This window comes from Coraliomargarita algicola (genome assembly GCF_033878955.1).
Taxonomy (GTDB): Bacteria; Verrucomicrobiota; Verrucomicrobiia; order Opitutales; family Coraliomargaritaceae; genus Thalassobacterium; species Thalassobacterium algicola.
Window position 1 is genome coordinate 4,638,365 of the sequence record NZ_CP138858.1, and the last position, 17,072, is coordinate 4,655,436.

Genomic DNA, 17,072 nt, shown 5'->3' on the forward strand with positions numbered 1-17,072 from the left:
GCTAATGAATGCGTGTTTCGAGCTCGCGCACGAGTTCAATCAGGAGCTTGTTTTCGCCGCCGAGTTGTTCGAGTGCGGTGATCGCGGCTTCGGTGTGGCGCTTGGCTTCCAGGTGTGCGCCTTCGATGCCGTGAAGTGCCACGTAAGTGGATTTGTCGGCGGCAGCATCGTTACCGACTGGTTTGCCCATGGTTTCCGGGTCGGAGGTGGCGTCGAGGATATCGTCGACGATTTGAAATGCGAGTCCCAGGTGGTAGCCGGCCTCTTGCACTAGTTGGATTTGCGTAGGGGATGGCTCGCAGAAAAAGAGCCCCATCTTGAGCGCGGCGGTGAGCAGGGCGGCGGTCTTGTTTTCGTGAATGTAGCGCAGGGTGTCGGCGTCGAGTGGCTTACCTTCGTTATCGATGTCTTCTTGTTGACCACCGATCAGACGTTCGCTGCCGCTGGCATCGGCCAGTTCGCCAATCAGGCGGGTCGCGAGTGTGGGCTGGTCGCCGTAGGCGCGGGCAAGTAGTTGAAAACTGTAGGTGAGCAGCGCATCGCCGGCTAATACTGCGGTGGCCTCGTCGAACTGTGCGTGGCAACTCGGGCGTCCGCGGCGTAGATCGCTGTTATCGATGGAGGGCAGGTCGTCGTGGATCAGGGTGTAGGTGTGCAAGCACTCGATGGCGACGGCTGCGGCGACGGGGTCGGCCTTTGAGTGGAATAGCTCACTGGCGGCAAAGAGCAGCGCGGGCCGGATGCGCTTGCCGCCGGCTTCCATGGAGTAGCGCATGGCCGCGTGCAGCTTAGCCGGACGGGTGTCGGCAGCAGGTAATAGTTGATCGATGCCGCTTTCTACACGTATACGATACTGATCCAATTTTTCTTTTAATACGGGATTCACTACGATAGCTTAGAGCATACTTTATATGAAGGAAACGCCAATATTCGAAGAAGTTTTCAATCGTCTGCTTAAGTTGCCTGGTTTTTGGGTGAAACTTTTGATTGGCGGCTTGTTGTCATTTGTGCCGATCGTGAACTTGTTTGCCTTTGGCTACCTGTATCGACTTTCGCGTGCGGTGCGAAGGTCTGGAGAGCCGGTATTACCGGCGTGGCAGGACTGGCCGGGGCTGTTTCAAGACGGTTTGCGCTTCGGGGTGGTTTGGCTGGGCTATTGGTTATTGCCGATATTGGTGGCGAGTGGTATTAGTTGGTTGCTGACCTGTGTGGGGCTCAGTGCTTTGACGAACGTTTTCTTACTTTCGGTGGTTTTGCTGGCTACGGTATTATTTACCTCGGCGCTGTATCGCTATAATATGCGTAAAGACTTCAAGGATTTGTTAGATCTGGCTCTGATTGCTCGTATGACGTGGATGGAACTGCCGCGCTTGGTTGTGCCGGCATTTGTTTTTCTGGGGCTGGTGGTCTTACTTTTACCATTTTATGGTTTTGCGATTTTTGCTGCTTTCCTCATGTTGATTACTTACACGAGCTTGCGCTACCGCCGTTTGGAGCAACATCAATCAACAAGCTTTTAGTTTTATTTAAATTTTTTTGAAGATATGTCTATTGCTGCTGATAAAACACCAAGTGCCACTGGAGTCTATTTTTGTGCGGTATTGATGGCCTTGTTGGGGGCGTTGTTGGGCTTTGGCTATATGTTGGCTTTTCCGGCGAAAGCCTTTGGCAGTCAGGCTGAGTACGAAACTTCTTTAGCGGATTCGTCCAAAAAGCCGAGCAAAGCGGCGAAGGCGGATCTTGGTCCCAAGCCTGGGGATGCTTATTATATTGAGGGCGCAGTGCTCAGTTCGCGCAGCTGGGAGGCGAAGCGTGCGTCGTTGAGCATGGAGGGGGCTCAATCTGTGGAGATTTCGACGGGGGAGATCAACGCGTGGATGGCGGCTAAATTCCGGCCGGGGCAATCCGCGAGTGAAAATGATGAAGAGGCGAATTTGCTAATCGTGCCGGGAGTGCCCAATGTCGGGATCGTGGGTGATGGGCAGTTTTATTTAAATGTGCCCACTACTATTACGGCCTTTGGAGCGAGCGATGATTTTACTATTTCTGTGCTGTGCGAATTGAATGCGTCTCAGCCCAAGATCCGCTCTGTCAATGTGAGAAGTGCGAAGGTGCCTATGCCGCAACTGCTGGGGGCCCGACTTCTAGCTGTTTTATCGCAGGGATATGCCGCGACTGAAGAGTATCAAATTATCTCCGAGGCTTTTGCGCGTGCGGATTCGGTGGAAGTCGTGGGGGATCAGTTTGTTTTCAAGCTGCGATAGCCGTTCGGTATGCGTCGACTTTTCTTTATGCAGGTGCTGGTCGCGTGGCTTGTCTTCGCGACGGTTGGCGTACCGTGGGGGCAGGCTGCGCCTAATTTGCGCACGATGCGGAATCATTATTTCGAGGTGGTGGGCTTGGATTTGCGCTCCGTTTCTTATGTGAATGAGTTGAGTGCCTACAGCGTTGAGATTGCGCAGCGGTATCTTGAGCGCGAAGGCTTGGCTTTTCCTCAGCCAATTTTGATTAGTCTGCGTCCCGAGGCACATGTTGACTTTGAAGGCGATTACCGCGTCCGCCTGGCAGAGCGTAATTCAGTGTGCTTGGATCTGCGTTGGGAAGATGACATGACGCTGAAGCGAACTTGCCGGGGGATTGCTGAGGCTTTGCTCCGTCAGTATGCTGTGTTTAATTATGGGACTGGCGCAGCTGCAAATTTACGAGCCTGGCCCGTCGAGGCGTTGGCGGGCGAGATTTACTATGGCTTACGTGCGGCGGAGTTTGTGGAGTCGCTGCAGCGTAGGCGGGGGCTTCCGCCACTTGTATTGACAGAGGTTGTTGAAGCATTGCAATCTGAAGTGTCCATGTCCTCGGACTCGGGGTATTGGCTGCTTTCGGTCATGAAAGCCAGTGGTTTGAAGCGAGACCGAATCATTGGACTTTTCCAGCAGGCAACTGCTGGGATTGATGTGGAAGAGGCCATCACTTCCGCCATACAACCTAATTCGCCGACTGCCGAGCCAGTCAGTGGACAGGTCTGGTTCGCGGAGCAACTGACTGTATTGCTAGCGCAGGAATATGATGTCATTGAGTCGATGGATACATCGCGGACTTGGCTAGCGAAGTTAGCCAGTCTGGAGGAGCCGCTCCAGTTGGAATCCGGAGTCGAGTTGAAGCTTAATTTGCGTTCTTTGTGGACGCATCGAGCGGAGCCGGCGGTGCGTGCGAGGATTCAGGCGCGCTATGAGATTTTACTTTTGCGCATGTCTCGCATTAATCCCGCATACTTTAATCCTGCTCGTTCGCTGGGGGTGCTTTTCGAAGGCATATTACAGGAGGTGCCAGCTCATCAATATCTACACTATCTGGCGATTTATTTGACTGATTGGGAAGATGCCAAGGAAATGCAGGCTGAACTCGAAAGACATCTGTAGTTTTATTTGATCTGTAAGTCGCTGTTTAGCAGTGTGCTGTGTGCATTAGCATTTTTATTGAAATAAAAATGACTGAAGTTTGAACGCGAGCAGGGGGAATGCGTCTATTAAAACATACAGTATTGTAGTTTTTGTTAAGTTTGTTGTTTGTTTAAGCGCCGTCTCTTTCGAGGGACGGCGCTTTGTTATTCACATTGCACATGTGGACTAGACAAAAGCATATCAGCTCTCAATATTGTGTATTTTATGAAAATTTACTTAAATGATCAGTTAGTCGATGCGGACGAGGCCAAGGTTTCAGTTTTTGATCACGGGCTACTCTACGGAGATGGCATCTTTGAGGGCATCCGCCTCTATAATGGCTGTGTTTTCAAGCTAGAAGAGCACTTGGAGCGCTTAGAATACTCGGCTAAGGCGATCATGCTGACGATGCCTTGGACGCGACAGGAAATTTCCGATGCGGTTTGCGAGACCTGTCGCGCGAATGGCCTTAAAGACGGTTACATCCGTTTGGTCATTACACGAGGAGTGGGGAGCCTGGGGCTTTCCATTAAAAACTGTGATAAGCCGCAGCTTATTATTATCGCGGACACCATACAGCTCTATCCTAAGGAGTTTTACGAAAATGGTTTGCCTATTATCACAGTGCCGACCCGGCGTTGCAATCCGGCCGCATTACCGCCGACAGTTAAATCGCTGAATTATTTAAATAATATTCTGGCTAAGATCGAAGCGCAGCATCTGGGCTATCAAGAAGCGATCATGCTCAATGACCAAGGTTATGTGGCCGAGTGCACCGGGGATAATGTCTTTATCATACATAAAGGTGTGCTGATTACTCCATCTGCCAGCGCGGGTGCGCTCAAGGGGATTACTCGCGACACCGCGTTGGAAATTGCGGATGAGCTTGGTATCCCATGGCGTGAGGCGAATGTGACACGTTACGATATCTGGGTTGCTGACGAACTCTTCCTGACGGGCACCGCCGCTGAGATCGTGCCGATCGTGGAAGTGGATGCTCGCAAGATTGGCGACGGCAAGCCGGGGCAAATTACTGCTAGATTCCTCGAAGCTTTCCGACGCCGCGTTTGCGTTGAAGGCACGATGCTCTAGTTTTATCTGTTCGTTTTAAGATTGGCACAATTTATGCAAATTGATGTCAATATTACGTGAACCCGCCGAACTCACGGGATTGTCTAGCCAGAAAATACGCTTTAGCTTTGCGATCCCATTAGGCATTGATATCCTTTCATTATGGCCGAAAACCTGAAGTGCAGTCATTGCAGTAATCCCGCAACAGTCCACCTGACTCAGATCGTCAACAATAAGATTATTAAAGTCGATCTATGCGAGTCCTGTGCGCAAGCCAAAGGGGTGACCGATCCCGAAGGATTTTCCCTGGCGGACCTGCTATCCAAAACAAATCTCACCCCTGAGAAGGGGGAGCCGCAAATCACTTGTCCGGATTGTGGCCTCACTTCTGCGGACTTTCGACGTACGGGGCGCCTGGGGTGTGCAGCTTGTTATCAGCCCTTTAAACCATTGGTACAGCCGGTGTTGGAAGATATGCATGCGGGCACTGTTCATAAGGGGAAGGTGCCCGAGGTTGCCTTCTCGCGGCAAAATAGTGTGATGGAACTTCAAAATTTGGAGAATGCCTTACAACGTGCCATTGAGGAGGAGGCTTATGAAGAGGCCGCCAAGTATCGTGATCAAATCCACGCGATCAAACAGGCTGTCGACGCGGAGGCAGTTGAATCATGATTGAATCGCTGATTAACTCTGACAACGCCGAGCTCACACAAAGCACTAAGAAGGGCTCACCGGTCGTGCTCAGTACGCGTGTGCGGCTCGCCCGAAATATTGTGGGCACACCGTTTCCGGAGCGTGCCACTTCGGCACAGCGGAGTGACGTTATGACCAGGTGTGCGGAACAGATTGCCGATCTGACGCAGATGAAGCATGGTGTCTTCTATGACATTGCGGAACTCTCCGACTTGGAAAAGCAAGTCTTAGTCGAGCGGCATCTGATCAGTCGTGAACTGTGCGAATCCAAGTCAGGCTCTGGCGTCTTTATCAATAAGGATCAGACATGCTCGGTCATGATCAATGAAGAAGACCACCTGCGTATTCAATTTCTGAAGACCGGTTTCAGCCTGCGTTCCGTTTGGAAGCAGATAGATCGATTTGACTCTGGTCTGGAGGCGGGGCTAGACGTCGCCTTTTCGCCGGAGTATGGCTATCTGACCGCATGCCCGACCAATCTCGGAACAGCGATGCGTGCCTCTGTGATGATGCACCTGCCGGGCTTGGTGATCTCGGAGCATATGGAAAAGGTCATCCGAGCGGTCAATCAGCTGGGCATCACGGTGCGCGGTCTCTTTGGCGAGGGCTCGGACGCGACGGGCCATGTCTTTCAGATCTCCAATCAGCAAACGCTTGGCGAGAGCGAAGAGGAGATCATGTCGCGCCTGGGGAGCGTCTTCAAAACAATTATTGATCACGAAATTAACGCCCGCTTCAAATATTTGGAAGAGAACCGTGCCCGTATGTTAGACCAGATCGGTCGTGCATTCGGTGTTTTGCAAAACGCACACGTGCTCAATTCACATGAAGCGATGAACCTGCTATCGTTGATGCGTTTAGCAGTCGATTTTGAAATGTTGCCAGAGGCCAATCGCTCCGATGTGGATCGTCTCTTCATTGAGTGTCAACCTGGGCATATTCAATATTCCGCAGGCGAGGGGATCGCACCCGATGCCCGCGATCTCTGCCGGGCCGATATTTTGCGAGAAAATTTTGCCCGATTACCTTCACTCGATTTTGACAAGGTCAAAGACCTCGGTTAGATACAATTACACGACGCTCTTATGGAACCTATGAATAATTTCACCCCACGCGCACAACAAGTTTTGGCCCTCGCCCGCAAGGAGGCCGATCGCTTTCACCACAATTACGTGGGCACGGAGCACTTGTTGCTTGGTTTAATTAATCTCGGACAGGGCGTCGCGGTCAACGTGCTGCAGAAAATGGGGCTCGACCTGCAAACCGTGCGCTCTGCTGTCGAGAAGCAAGTCGGCACCGGGCCAGATAGCAAGCCCTCTGGTAATATCCCTTATACGCCGCGTGTCAAAAAGGTGTTGGCACTCGCGGGGAAGGAGGCGAAGGCCCTCAATCACTCTTACGTCGGTACGGAGCATATTTTACTTGGCCTACTGCGCGAAGGCGAAGGCGTGGCTGCCCGTGTGCTCAAATCGCTCGACGTTGATATCGAGCGTTGCCGCAATGAAATTCTGGCTGAACTGGATCCTAATTTTTCCGGCGAGACCGAAGAAGCTGCAGCTGCTGGCAAGCCCGGCGGCCCCGAGGATAAAAAAGACAGTAAAACGCCCGCGCTTAAAGCATTCGGTCGCGACCTGACGGAACTGGCCAAGAAGGGCGAGCTCGATCCCGTGATCGGTCGTGCGGATGAGATCCGTCGCGTGGTTCAGATTCTATGCCGTCGCACCAAGAACAATCCGGTCCTGATCGGTGAAGCTGGTGTGGGGAAAACAGCCATTGTCGAGGGCTTGGCACAAGAGATCGCTTCTGGCATTGTGCCCGAGATTCTAGCGGATAAGCGAGTCATCACACTCGATCTTGCGCTTATGGTCGCAGGCACCAAATACCGGGGCCAATTCGAAGAGCGTATTAAGGCGGTGATGGACGAGATTCGTCGCGCCAAAAACGTGATCATCTTTATCGATGAGTTGCATACCATCGTCGGTGCGGGGGCCGCTGAAGGTGCCATGGACGCATCTAATATCTTCAAGCCATCGCTTAGCCGCGGTGAGTTACAGTGCATCGGTGCCACCACATTGGCGGAATATCGCAAATACATCGAGAAGGACAGTGCGCTGGATCGCCGCTTCCAATCGGTCAAAGTCGAAGCCCCCTCTGTTGAAGATACCGTGCTCATTCTCAAGGGCATTCGCGGTAAATACGAAGATCACCACAAAGTTACTTTTACTGACGGTTCACTCGAAGCGGCCGCCAAACTTTCAGAGCGTTATATCACCACTCGCTTCCTTCCGGATAAAGCGATCGACATTCTTGATGAGGCCGGTGCGCGTGCGCGTATCGAGTCGCTCCAGCAGCCGCCTGAAATCGAGGCGATGACTGCGGAGATCGAAGAAGTCTGCGCTAAGAAAGAAGACGCCATCGCGAAGCAGCACTTCGAAGGGGCGGCTAAATACCGTGACGAAGAAAAGCAACTGCGCAAAAAACAGGCGGACTTTATCGAGGAGTGGAAGAAGAACCGCGAAGAAAACCGACTCGTTGTCGACGAAGAGGAAATGCTGCAAGTGGTCGCCGCATGGACTGGTATTCCACTCTCGCGTATGGAAGAGGCCGAAAGTAAGAAATTGCTCAAGCTCGAATCTGAATTACAGCGCGAAGTCATCGGTCAAGGCATTGCGACTGAAGTGATCTCCAAGGCGCTCCGTCGCTCCCGTGCCGATCTGAAGGATCCTAAGCGGCCGATTGGTTCGTTCATGTTCCTCGGGCCCACAGGTGTCGGTAAGACGCTCTTGGCCAAAGTCTTGGCTGAAGAGATGTTCGGGGATAAGGACGCGATTATTCAGATCGACATGTCGGAGTACATGGAAAAATTCGCTGTGTCGCGCCTTGTCGGCTCGCCTCCTGGTTATGTCGGTTACGAAGAGGGGGGACAACTTACCGAAGCAGTTCGTCGCAAGCCTTACTCCGTGGTGCTCTTCGACGAAATTGAAAAAGCGCACCCCGACGTCGTGCAGTTGTTATTGCAAGTGCTCGAAGAGGGGCGTCTGACCGACAGCTTGGGCCGCAAGATTGATTTCCGAAATACGATATTGATTATGACATCCAATGTCGGCGCGGATATCTTACAGCGCAACACATCGATGGGCTTCGGTGTCGAGAGTAACGCCGATAACGAGTATGAGAAGATTCGTGAGAAGATTCTCGATGAGACTAAGCGTGTCTTTAAGCCTGAGTTCCTCAACCGCCTGAATGATTTGGTGATTTTTAAGTCACTTGCCCGTGAGGATATGAAAGCCATCGTTGAGTTGGAGCTGCGCAACGTTTCCAATCGTCTCAAGGAGCGTGAGCTGACATTCGATTTCGACGAAGCATCCAAGAGTTTCTTAATTGATAAGGGCTACGACGAGAAATACGGTGCCCGCCCATTGCGCAGAGCGGTTGAAAAATACCTCGAAGATTCTCTGGCCGAAGCCATTCTCTCAGGCGAGATAAAGCCCGGCGAAGTCATTAAGGTGACGGTGAATGAAGAAGGTAAAGGCCTACTCTTTGAACAGGAGCAGCCTGTTGGCTCGTAAGCTCTGAGATTTGTTGTTTTTCGCGCGCCTCACTCTAATATGAGTGAGGCGCGTTTATTTCTAGCAGGTCTTACGGAGGCGCTACAGGAAATCATTGTAGATTTGTCATAATCTCTTGCCTCATCGGGCCTGCTTTTATTGTGAGTCGCGCAGATTCGATCTGCATGCAATGATGGCTCATGTGTTTACAGTAATCCATTAGATGGATGTGACTTATTGCATTTTTGTGATTGCTGATTGTATGGTTAATTACAGGTAACAGGTAGTGGCTAATTTTTAAGAGTATATGAATCAGAAAGACTTCACATGGGGCGTAGCGACGGCTGCACATCAAATCGAGGGCGCTTGGCTAGCAGATGGCAAGGGGCTGAATATCTGGGATGCGTTTAGCCATACACCTGGTAAGATCACAAATGGAGATACCGCAGATGTGGCCTGCGATCATTACCATCGTTATCAGGAAGATATCGAGTTGATCGAGCAATTAGGCGTGAGTGGCTATCGCTTCTCCATCAGCTGGTCGCGTATCCTACCACAAGGACGTGGTGAGGTGAACCAAGCTGGGATTGATTTCTATAATCGTCTAATTGATGGTCTGTTGGCCAAGGGAATCACTCCATTTGTTACCCTCTATCACTGGGATTTGCCTCTGACGCTTCAGCTGGAGGACGATGGTTGGCTCAATTACTCCACCGCGGAAGCGTTTGCCGAATATGCGCAGGTATGTTTTCGCGCCTTTGGTGACCGTGTCACACAATGGATGACTTTTAACGAGAGCTGGTGCACTGCGGTGCTGGGACACGGAATGGGGGTCTTTGCGCCCGGTCGCTCTTCGGTCACGGAGCCTTATTTAGTCGCACATAACTTGATGTTGGCGCACGGTTTAGCGGCTAAGGCTTTTCGGGAGGGGGGGTATGCCGGCCAAATCGGGATCGCCAATAACTGTGACTTTCGAGAGCCATTAACGGACTCGGCGGAAGACCAAGCGGCGGCTCAAGAAGCGCTAGAGTTCTTTTATGGTTGGTTCACCGATCCATTGGTCTTTGGCGATTATCCAGCCATTATGAGAGAGCGCGTGGGCGATCGTCTACCTAGATTTACTGCGGAGCAAAGTGATCTTTTGAAGGGCTCCGCAGATTTTCTTGGGCTGAATCATTATACCACCCATTATGCCTCACGTAGACCTGTCGATGAGAACGGCGTCGCGGCGGAGAATGGTAATGGAGGTATGGATACCGATCAGTGCGTGCACCTAAGTGCGGATCCAAAGTGGCCGACCACTAGTATGGGCTGGTATGTGGTGCCATGGGGCCTGCGTAAAATGCTTAATTGGATTGAGCAGCGCTATAATGGTTTGCCTGTGTATGTTACGGAGAATGGTTGCTCTGTAGCGGATAACGATCCAGCGTCGGCTGTCGGCGATCATTTTCGTGCAGATTTTATTGAGCGTTATACTGCAGAGCTGAAGCAGGCTCGGGATGAAGATGGCGTGAATGTGAAAGGCTACTTCTGCTGGACTTTGATGGATAATTTTGAATGGACGCGTGGCTACGACATGCGCTTTGGTTTGATATTCTGTGACTTTAATACACAGGAGCGTATTCCAAAGGCATCCTACCATGCATATCAGAAATTGATAGAGCGCGATCTTGCGCAGTAAGGCACTATTACAATTGTCCTACAGCACTCCGGGCCGAGGGAGGGAGTTCGTCGATTGAACCCACAATCGGCGCTTCGGCTTGGATTGGGATTTAGCTTTTATATATTTTTTGTTACCATTATTTGTTTTGACACTAAAGATTATTCAACGTTGTATTAATTTCTTGTTCTTGGATGAGATGCTATGTTTAGTTGCTGGAAAGTTTTACCTTAAACCCAAAAATATAGTAATAGATCGAATGAATCCCCAGGCGTTTCTAGTCGCGAGCAATCGCCCAGGATAAGAAGTCCAGAATTTTTGCAATTGCTGGACAGCTCGCTTCAACTGAGAATGGAATTGATTTACGTAAATTCTTTCAGGGGCCTATTTCAGTCCCACCTGGACGTCGCCTTACGATGCTCACAGTATATAGCCTCGAAGGTATGCGCAGGCATGGTTATAATATTATGAAGAATGCTCAAGGGGAAGAAGAGGTGCGTTATATTGTGGTGAAGTGGCTGGATCAGCCGCAATAGCAGGCTGTCGTCGGCGCTGCATATTGTTGATTGGAGTGCTTGGTATTGGCTTATTTATCCTAGGTAATGTGTTTAGTATTTGTAAAAAATATCCTTGACAATTGTTGCTTATTCGACGTCGTATTTACATCCCTTAGATGAATCTGAAAGCAGGCCGCTTCGATTGCTGCTCGACTGCTTCCATGTGTGCCGATTCGTCTTACTTTCAGCGATGGAAGAATATTAAAAACTACCCCCAGAGATACTATGAAACGACTCCCAAACGATTTATCTAAACTATTGTTAATGGTGGCAGCCTTACCAGTTCATGCCGCAACCGTCACGTGGACGGGGACAACGGATGGCAATTGGAGTGAGGGGACGAATTGGGATTCAGGCGCGCCTTCTCTTATCAATGACGATGATATTCTCTTCCAAGCGTTGACTAGTGGCGATGTTGTCAGCACTGTAGATAGTTCATGGTCAGTCAATAGCGTGACCTTTGAGGCGGATAATTCAGCCCACAGTTATACCTTAGATACGGGGGCCACTACACTGAGTGTGGGAGCTGGAGGAATTACCACGAATCGTCCGAATACCTCCAATGGGCATGTGACCATCTCGGGAAGTTTGGAGGCGACTGCCAATCAAACTTGGCATGTGGAGTCGAGTAGTTGGAACCGCGGGCGCTTGATGATTTCCTCTGACATTTCGGGTTCTGGAGATATTGAAATCACTGGTGCCAAAGGAGGTGCAGTCTTTTTTCAATCAGGAGTGAGCACGGGCTACACGGGTGCCTTTACTTTGAGTGGTGGCGGTATTCGCTTGCTGGGGATTTCACAGTTGTCACGTTTAGGATCGAATGCACTCACTTGGAATACGACTGATTTGGGGGCTCTGAGTATTGGAAATCTTTTTGGTGCGGATCAGGCGCTGAGCTTTGCGACTCCGATTCATTTTGCAGAGACAGGTACGCAGAATAGATCGATACAAATTGAGTCGAATACCACGGGTGACTCATCCATTGCTTTTACGGGTAATTGGACGGGTAATCTCAATCAAAATTTGACGATTTTATCGACTGGAATCGTGACTCGTTTCCTACAGGACGGTTCGACTTTAACTTCGACAAAGGGCAATGCTAATCAGACGAATTCGGCGCTCTTTTTGTCGACTGGTGAATTCTCTGTGGAGAATGCGAATGCATTCGGTGCAGGAAATTCTTTGAGTATATCCTTGGGGGTACAAAACGGCACGTCAGCTAGTCGCACACAAACCAGTTTATGGCTTGCCGATGGTTTATCGATGGCCTCCGATTTATTTGCCAATCGTAATTGGAGTAACAACGTCGATACGGCTCGTTCGGATTTGATTAAAATCGGAACCAATGCAGAGAATGCGGATGTGACATTTACTGGTAATATCCGGTTGGAAACAACTACCTACAATGCTGTTGAGGCGGACTTTAACAAGAACCGTGAAGCGAATGTTCACTTAGTGGCTGGCAGTGGATCAACCGCAACCTTTAGTGGTGATATTTTAGAGTATAATACGAGTTCTGGTGATCACCGTTATGTGCCAGTCATTGTAGAAGGTGGGGGCTCTGTTATTATTTCGGGTGATAACAATACTTATCGAGGTGGCACGAGCGTCATCAATGGAACGACTCTATACGCCAATGGTGGTTCGGGTGCTTCCGGTAGTTCGACGGGGCAGGGCGGCCTCAAAGTCGGATATGATGCGGCTGCTATTACTGGAGATATGACGAGCGGACAGTCGATTATCACGGGTGTCGATACGAGTCATCTCCACGTTGGACAGAGTATCTCAGGGACTGGCATTGTGGAGGGCACTGTCATTACTTATATTCATCCCACGATCGCAGGTCGTATTGAGATTTCGAATAATATCACAACAGATGGCACCGGAGTCTCCATAACAGCGGCCGCGGAAACGGGTGTCCTCGGTGGTTCGGGCGTTATTAAGCCAGACGTCGTCAATGGTGTGGATCAATCGATTTCAGTCGCCAGTGGTTCATCGATTGCACCAGGAAACAGCATCGGCACCTTGACCTTAAACGGTGCCGATACGAGTGCAGCCTTGCTGACCATGGATGCGGGAGCGGCCTTCAATTTCGAGGTGGATGGCTCTGGAGGGGCCTCCGATCAGTTACAGTTTTGGAACTATGTCTCGGGAGATCTTGTGCTGAATAATAATGACCTGAACATTACACTTTCGGGGACTGAGCTTGCGGGAGAATACACCGTCGCTCTATTTGAATTTTATAGCGACAGTGGCAGCACCATCGCTGGAAGCGATTTGACGAGTGGACTGGTTCTTAATCTAGGCGAAGGCCTTGGCGGTGGCACTCTGAATTTCAATGGTGGCACCGGATCGATTGAGCTGACATACACTGTCGTGCCTGAGCCGAGTATGTTTGCTTTGGTGAGCGCCGTGCTCGGGGCAACTGTGATTTTGCGTCGTCGCGGGTAGAGTCATCCTTTTCAGTGTCCCGCCCTATGCCTTGCATGCGGCATAGGGCGGGGCACTGGAGTCACTGGTGAGCTTGCTCACCGCGCAAACAGTTAAGTTGCGCAATGATACTGTGCGAATTGAAGTGTCAAGGAAGTGTAAAGAAAAACTATTGACTCTTCTTACTGTGATAGTCTTTAGTTTATTCGACGACGTATTAACTTACGTGTCATTCTCATACTTGCAACCTACCCCTCTTATTGCTTATGAACAAACCCCTACAATTCTCTAGTGGACTAATTGGTACCTGCCTGGCGATGACTGGTTTGGCCACTGTTGATCTCAAAGCCGATACTGTTACCTGGACGAGTTCTGTCAACGGAAACTGGAGCGATGGCGCCAACTGGGATACGAGCCCGAATCCTCCTGCGACCAGTGGAGACGATATCATCTTTCAGGCTCCAGCAGCAAATTACGTTAGCACGGTGGATGCCACATGGGCGACAGCGGGTGCTGTGAATAGTCTTACTTTTAGTAATGGCACGACTTTAGACAATTACACTCTGGATACGGGTGCGAATACGTTGGGTATCGGTGCGGGGGGGATTACGAATCTTCGCGATGCAAGCAATGGCAGTGTGTATCTCACGGGCGCGATTGAAGCGACTGCGAACCAGACTTGGACCCAGAGCTCAACGAATGGGAATCGTGGTAAGCTTTACATGTCCGCTGATTTAAGTGGTAGCGGCGATATTACGATATCCGGGGTCAACGGTACGGCCTTCTATTTTGATGGAGGGAGTTCGGCCGCTTATGACGGTAATTTTATTTTAGACGGCATTGGTGTGCTCTATCTCCTGGGCAACGATCAAGTCAACCGTTTGGGCACAAACGCCATTCAGTGGCAAAATAATAGTTCGACGGGCGTTTTTTATAACAATCTGTCTGGTGCGGACCAAGCGCTCAGTATGAACACGCCGATCTTCTTTGATTCACAGTCCGGAGGCACTCGGACTATTGAATTTTCGGGCTCTTTGACTGGAAACTCAACGATGGACATCACGGGGGCCTGGACGGGAGAACTCAACGGAGGCTTCCGTATTTTTAATCAGGAAGATGCTCTGCTGGTGCGCTTTAAACAGGATGGCTCAACTTTGACCTCTTCCAAAGGATCCGGGAATCAGACGAACTCTGCGGTTTATTTGACGATGGGCGACTTCTCAATCGAGAATAATAATGCGTTCGGTTCGGGCGAAGATGCGGTGAGTATTTCGTTGGGGAACGGTGGTGCGACCACGCAGGGCCTAGCGGACGCATCCTTTACCGCGATTGATGGCATTACGGTGAACTCTGATCTGTGGGCCAATTCTGTCTGGAACAACACAGAGAATGCGGCGATGTCGAATGTTGTGACGATCGGTGTGCGGGATGCGGATGCTACGGCCACCTTTAACGGGAAGCTGACGGTGCAGCGTGTGAGCTACAATGCAGATGTCGCAACGATGAATAAGCAGCGGAGTCCCAATGTGCACTTGATGGCCGTCGGCGGCTCAACTGCAAGCTTCACGGGTGACATTGTGGATGATCAATATGGAGAAGGTTTTCGTTATGCCCCGGTCATCATCGATGGCGGGGGGGCAGTCATTCTCTCCGGAGCCAATAGTAGTTACCGTGGAGGCACCAGTGTGATCGAAGGCACGACATTCTATGCGAATGGTGGTTCTGGAGCCTCGGGTTCGACAACAGGTTCTGGTAGTCTGCAGGTCGGTTATGATTCAGCTGCGATTACGGGGGATATGAGCTCGGGGCAGTCTTATATCACCGGAGTGGATACCAGCAACTTACACGTCGGGCAGAGCCTCTCTGGTGCTGGCATTGCTGAAGGCACATTTATCACCTACATTCATCCGACGATTGCGGGGCGCATTGAACTATCGGAAGCACTGACCGCAGACGGCACCGGAGTCTCTATAACAGTCGCGGCGGAAACGGGTGTGCTCGGCGGTTCGGGCATGATTAAGCCAGGCGTCGTCAATAGTGTCGATCAATCGATTTCAGTGGCCAGTGGCTCATCGATTGCACCAGGGAACAGCATCGGCACCTTGACCTTAAACGGAGCCGATACGAGTGCAGCCTTGCTGACCATGGATGCCGGAGCGGCCTTCAATTTCGAGGTGGATGGCTCTGGGGGTGCCTCTGATCAATTGCAGTTTTGGAATTATGTTTCAGGGGATCTCGTGCTGAATAATAATGACCTGAACATTACCCTTTCGGGACTGAGCTTGCGGGAGAATACACGGTATCGCTATTTGAGTTCTACAGCGATGATGGCAGCACCATTATTGGAAGCGATTTGACGAGTGGACTGGTTCTTAATTTAGGCGAAGGTATTGGCGGTGGCACTCTGAACTTCAATGACGGCACCGGGTCGATTGAGCTGACATACACTGTCGTGCCTGAGCCAAGTATGTTTGCTTTGGTGAGCATCGTTCTCGGGTCAACTGTGATGCTGCGTCGCCGTCGCGGGTAGTGCCGCCAACAGGGTTTATTTCTTGCGAATCAGTTTGGGGGGGCAGCCAGTCGCCGCCTTAAAGGCCCTCGAAAATGAGGCGGCAGACGAATACTGCAAATCCTCCGCAATGCTTTCTATCGGCAGCGAAGAAGAGCGGAGTAATTCTCTGGCCTTCTCGATGCGACGTGCGGAAATTTCGCTATGGATGCTTCGACCTCGATTGCTATTGAAGCGTCGTTCGAGTGTTCTGCGGTTCGTGCCGACGGCCATCGCGACCTCTGATACAGAGAGTGCTTGATGGCACTTGGAGGTGATATACTCCAAGGCTTTGCGGACGAGTGGATCGTCGCTGTAATCCGCACGGGTCGAGCGTCGTGCAATGATCTCAGAAGCTTCCACTAAGGTGATACTTGGCGTGGCTTCTCCATGGATGCGTTTTTCAAGGAGCATGGCGGCTTGCTGGCCGATGCGTCGACTGGGGATCTGGATACTCGACATGGGGGGCTGAATCAAACTGCAGAGGATTTCATCCTGCCCGACAGTGAGTACGCTGATGCTTTCCGGGATGGCTTTTCCTGCCAATTTGCATGCCTCGATGAGTTTTCTACCGAGCGTGCAGTCGAAGGTGAAAATGGCCGTCGGGGTGGGGAGCGCTTGTAACCAAGGTACGATCGCTTTGGTAGTGCTTGCATTGTCCGTATCCAATACGCGCAGCTCGAGGTCTGCCGCGAGGACTTGTTTCTCAAAGCCGGCTTGCCGGGCGATCGAATGCGGGTTGCTGGTGTTTCCTATAAAGGCAAGAGCGGCTCTAGGATTCAACGACAGGTGCTCAAAAGCTAATCGACCGATCTGGGCTTCATCTGGCACCACGCAAGGGTGTGGGTATTCTGGATGAATCGGGCGTGCGGTTTCTATAATTGGGATCCTTCGGGATTCCGCCCAACGGCTTAAGTTCTGATCGCAACCAAAGGTGATGATGCCATCGATGTTCGTATTCTCGATGGCATGAAGTGATTCGATGCTAGCTGATTGGATGATTTCGACATCCCAACCTCGTTCGATTGCGTATTGGCCCGCACCGACAGTGCGCTGACGCGTGAACTCATATTGATGACTGATACAAATCGCGATTTTTAAGGGCGTGGTCATTTTAGGGGGTAGGTC

The 17,072-nt window shown here is 50.9% G+C and carries 13 protein-coding genes; 11 read left to right on the forward strand and 2 right to left on the reverse strand.

Annotation, left to right across the window (positions count from 1 at the left end):
* Position 1 precedes the first annotated feature (1 nt).
* Positions 2-886 (reverse strand): polyprenyl synthetase family protein, encoded by an 885-nt coding sequence (locus SH580_RS19160; protein ID WP_319832419.1) that lies wholly within the window; start codon positions 884-886, stop codon positions 2-4.
* Between the two features lie 25 nt (positions 887-911).
* Here SH580_RS19160 and SH580_RS19165 point away from each other — a divergent pair, with 25 nt between their 5' ends.
* The 11 genes from SH580_RS19165 to SH580_RS22255 all read left to right on the forward strand — a co-directional run bounded on the left by SH580_RS19165 (position 912) and on the right by SH580_RS22255 (position 15,926).
* Positions 912-1,520, forward strand: coding sequence for a DUF4013 domain-containing protein (locus tag SH580_RS19165; protein WP_319832420.1), 609 nt, complete (start codon positions 912-914; stop codon positions 1,518-1,520).
* A 24-nt stretch (positions 1,521-1,544) separates the two neighbouring features.
* Positions 1,545-2,264, forward strand: coding sequence for a hypothetical protein (locus tag SH580_RS19170; RefSeq protein ID WP_319832421.1), 720 nt, complete (start codon positions 1,545-1,547; stop codon positions 2,262-2,264).
* A gap of 9 nt (positions 2,265-2,273) precedes the next feature.
* Positions 2,274-3,416, forward strand: coding sequence for a hypothetical protein (locus SH580_RS19175; protein WP_319832422.1), 1,143 nt, complete (start codon positions 2,274-2,276; stop codon positions 3,414-3,416).
* Between the two features lie 246 nt (positions 3,417-3,662).
* Complete coding sequence (gene ilvE / locus SH580_RS19180) at positions 3,663-4,529, forward strand: branched-chain-amino-acid transaminase (protein ID WP_319832423.1); 867 nt, start codon at positions 3,663-3,665, stop codon at positions 4,527-4,529.
* 141 nt (positions 4,530-4,670) lie between these two features.
* Positions 4,671-5,180 (forward strand): UvrB/UvrC motif-containing protein, encoded by a 510-nt coding sequence (locus tag SH580_RS19185; protein ID WP_319832424.1) that lies wholly within the window; start codon positions 4,671-4,673, stop codon positions 5,178-5,180.
* Positions 5,177-6,265, forward strand: coding sequence for a protein arginine kinase (locus SH580_RS19190; protein ID WP_319832425.1), 1,089 nt, complete (start codon positions 5,177-5,179; stop codon positions 6,263-6,265). The genes SH580_RS19185 and SH580_RS19190 overlap by 4 nt, the downstream gene beginning before the upstream one ends.
* A 21-nt stretch (positions 6,266-6,286) precedes the next feature.
* Positions 6,287-8,770 carry an ATP-dependent Clp protease ATP-binding subunit gene (locus tag SH580_RS19195; protein WP_345786206.1) on the forward strand — a complete coding sequence of 828 codons (2,484 nt, stop codon included), beginning with the start codon at positions 6,287-6,289 and terminating at the stop codon, positions 8,768-8,770.
* A 286-nt stretch (positions 8,771-9,056) separates the two neighbouring features.
* Positions 9,057-10,430 (forward strand): GH1 family beta-glucosidase, encoded by a 1,374-nt coding sequence (locus tag SH580_RS19200; protein ID WP_319832427.1) that lies wholly within the window; start codon positions 9,057-9,059, stop codon positions 10,428-10,430.
* Positions 10,431-11,191: 761 nt separating this feature from the next.
* On the forward strand, positions 11,192-13,417 hold the full coding sequence (locus SH580_RS19205) for a beta strand repeat-containing protein (RefSeq protein WP_319832428.1): 2,226 nt from the start codon (positions 11,192-11,194) through the stop codon (positions 13,415-13,417).
* A 245-nt stretch (positions 13,418-13,662) separates the two neighbouring features.
* Positions 13,663-15,753: a beta strand repeat-containing protein gene (locus tag SH580_RS19210; RefSeq protein WP_319832429.1), complete on the forward strand. Its 2,091-nt coding sequence runs from the start codon at positions 13,663-13,665 to the stop codon at positions 15,751-15,753.
* A 95-nt stretch (positions 15,754-15,848) separates the two neighbouring features.
* The gene (locus SH580_RS22255) at positions 15,849-15,926 is read left to right on the forward strand and encodes a PEP-CTERM sorting domain-containing protein (protein ID WP_425607166.1); all 78 of its coding nucleotides are present in this window, start codon (positions 15,849-15,851) and stop codon (positions 15,924-15,926) included.
* Positions 15,927-15,941: 15 nt separating this feature from the next.
* Here SH580_RS22255 and SH580_RS19215 read toward each other — a convergent pair whose 3' ends face one another.
* Positions 15,942-17,057, reverse strand: a complete 1,116-nt coding sequence (locus SH580_RS19215; protein ID WP_319832430.1) for a substrate-binding domain-containing protein — start codon at positions 17,055-17,057, stop codon at positions 15,942-15,944.
* Positions 17,058-17,072 lie beyond the last annotated feature (15 nt).

Coding starts and splice junctions, on each gene's coding strand:
- SH580_RS19165 (WP_319832420.1), top strand. CDS start 912: ATGAAGGAAACGCCAATATTCGAAGAAGTTTTCAATCGTCTGCTTAAG.
- SH580_RS19170 (WP_319832421.1), top strand. CDS start 1,545: ATGTCTATTGCTGCTGATAAAACACCAAGTGCCACTGGAGTCTATTTT.
- SH580_RS19175 (WP_319832422.1), top strand. CDS start 2,274: ATGCGTCGACTTTTCTTTATGCAGGTGCTGGTCGCGTGGCTTGTCTTC.
- ilvE (WP_319832423.1), top strand. CDS start 3,663: ATGAAAATTTACTTAAATGATCAGTTAGTCGATGCGGACGAGGCCAAG.
- SH580_RS19185 (WP_319832424.1), top strand. CDS start 4,671: ATGGCCGAAAACCTGAAGTGCAGTCATTGCAGTAATCCCGCAACAGTC.
- SH580_RS19190 (WP_319832425.1), top strand. CDS start 5,177: ATGATTGAATCGCTGATTAACTCTGACAACGCCGAGCTCACACAAAGC.
- SH580_RS19195 (WP_345786206.1), top strand. CDS start 6,287: ATGGAACCTATGAATAATTTCACCCCACGCGCACAACAAGTTTTGGCC.
- SH580_RS19200 (WP_319832427.1), top strand. CDS start 9,057: ATGAATCAGAAAGACTTCACATGGGGCGTAGCGACGGCTGCACATCAA.
- SH580_RS19205 (WP_319832428.1), top strand. CDS start 11,192: ATGAAACGACTCCCAAACGATTTATCTAAACTATTGTTAATGGTGGCA.
- SH580_RS19210 (WP_319832429.1), top strand. CDS start 13,663: ATGAACAAACCCCTACAATTCTCTAGTGGACTAATTGGTACCTGCCTG.
- SH580_RS19215 (WP_319832430.1), bottom strand. CDS start 17,057: ATGACCACGCCCTTAAAAATCGCGATTTGTATCAGTCATCAATATGAG.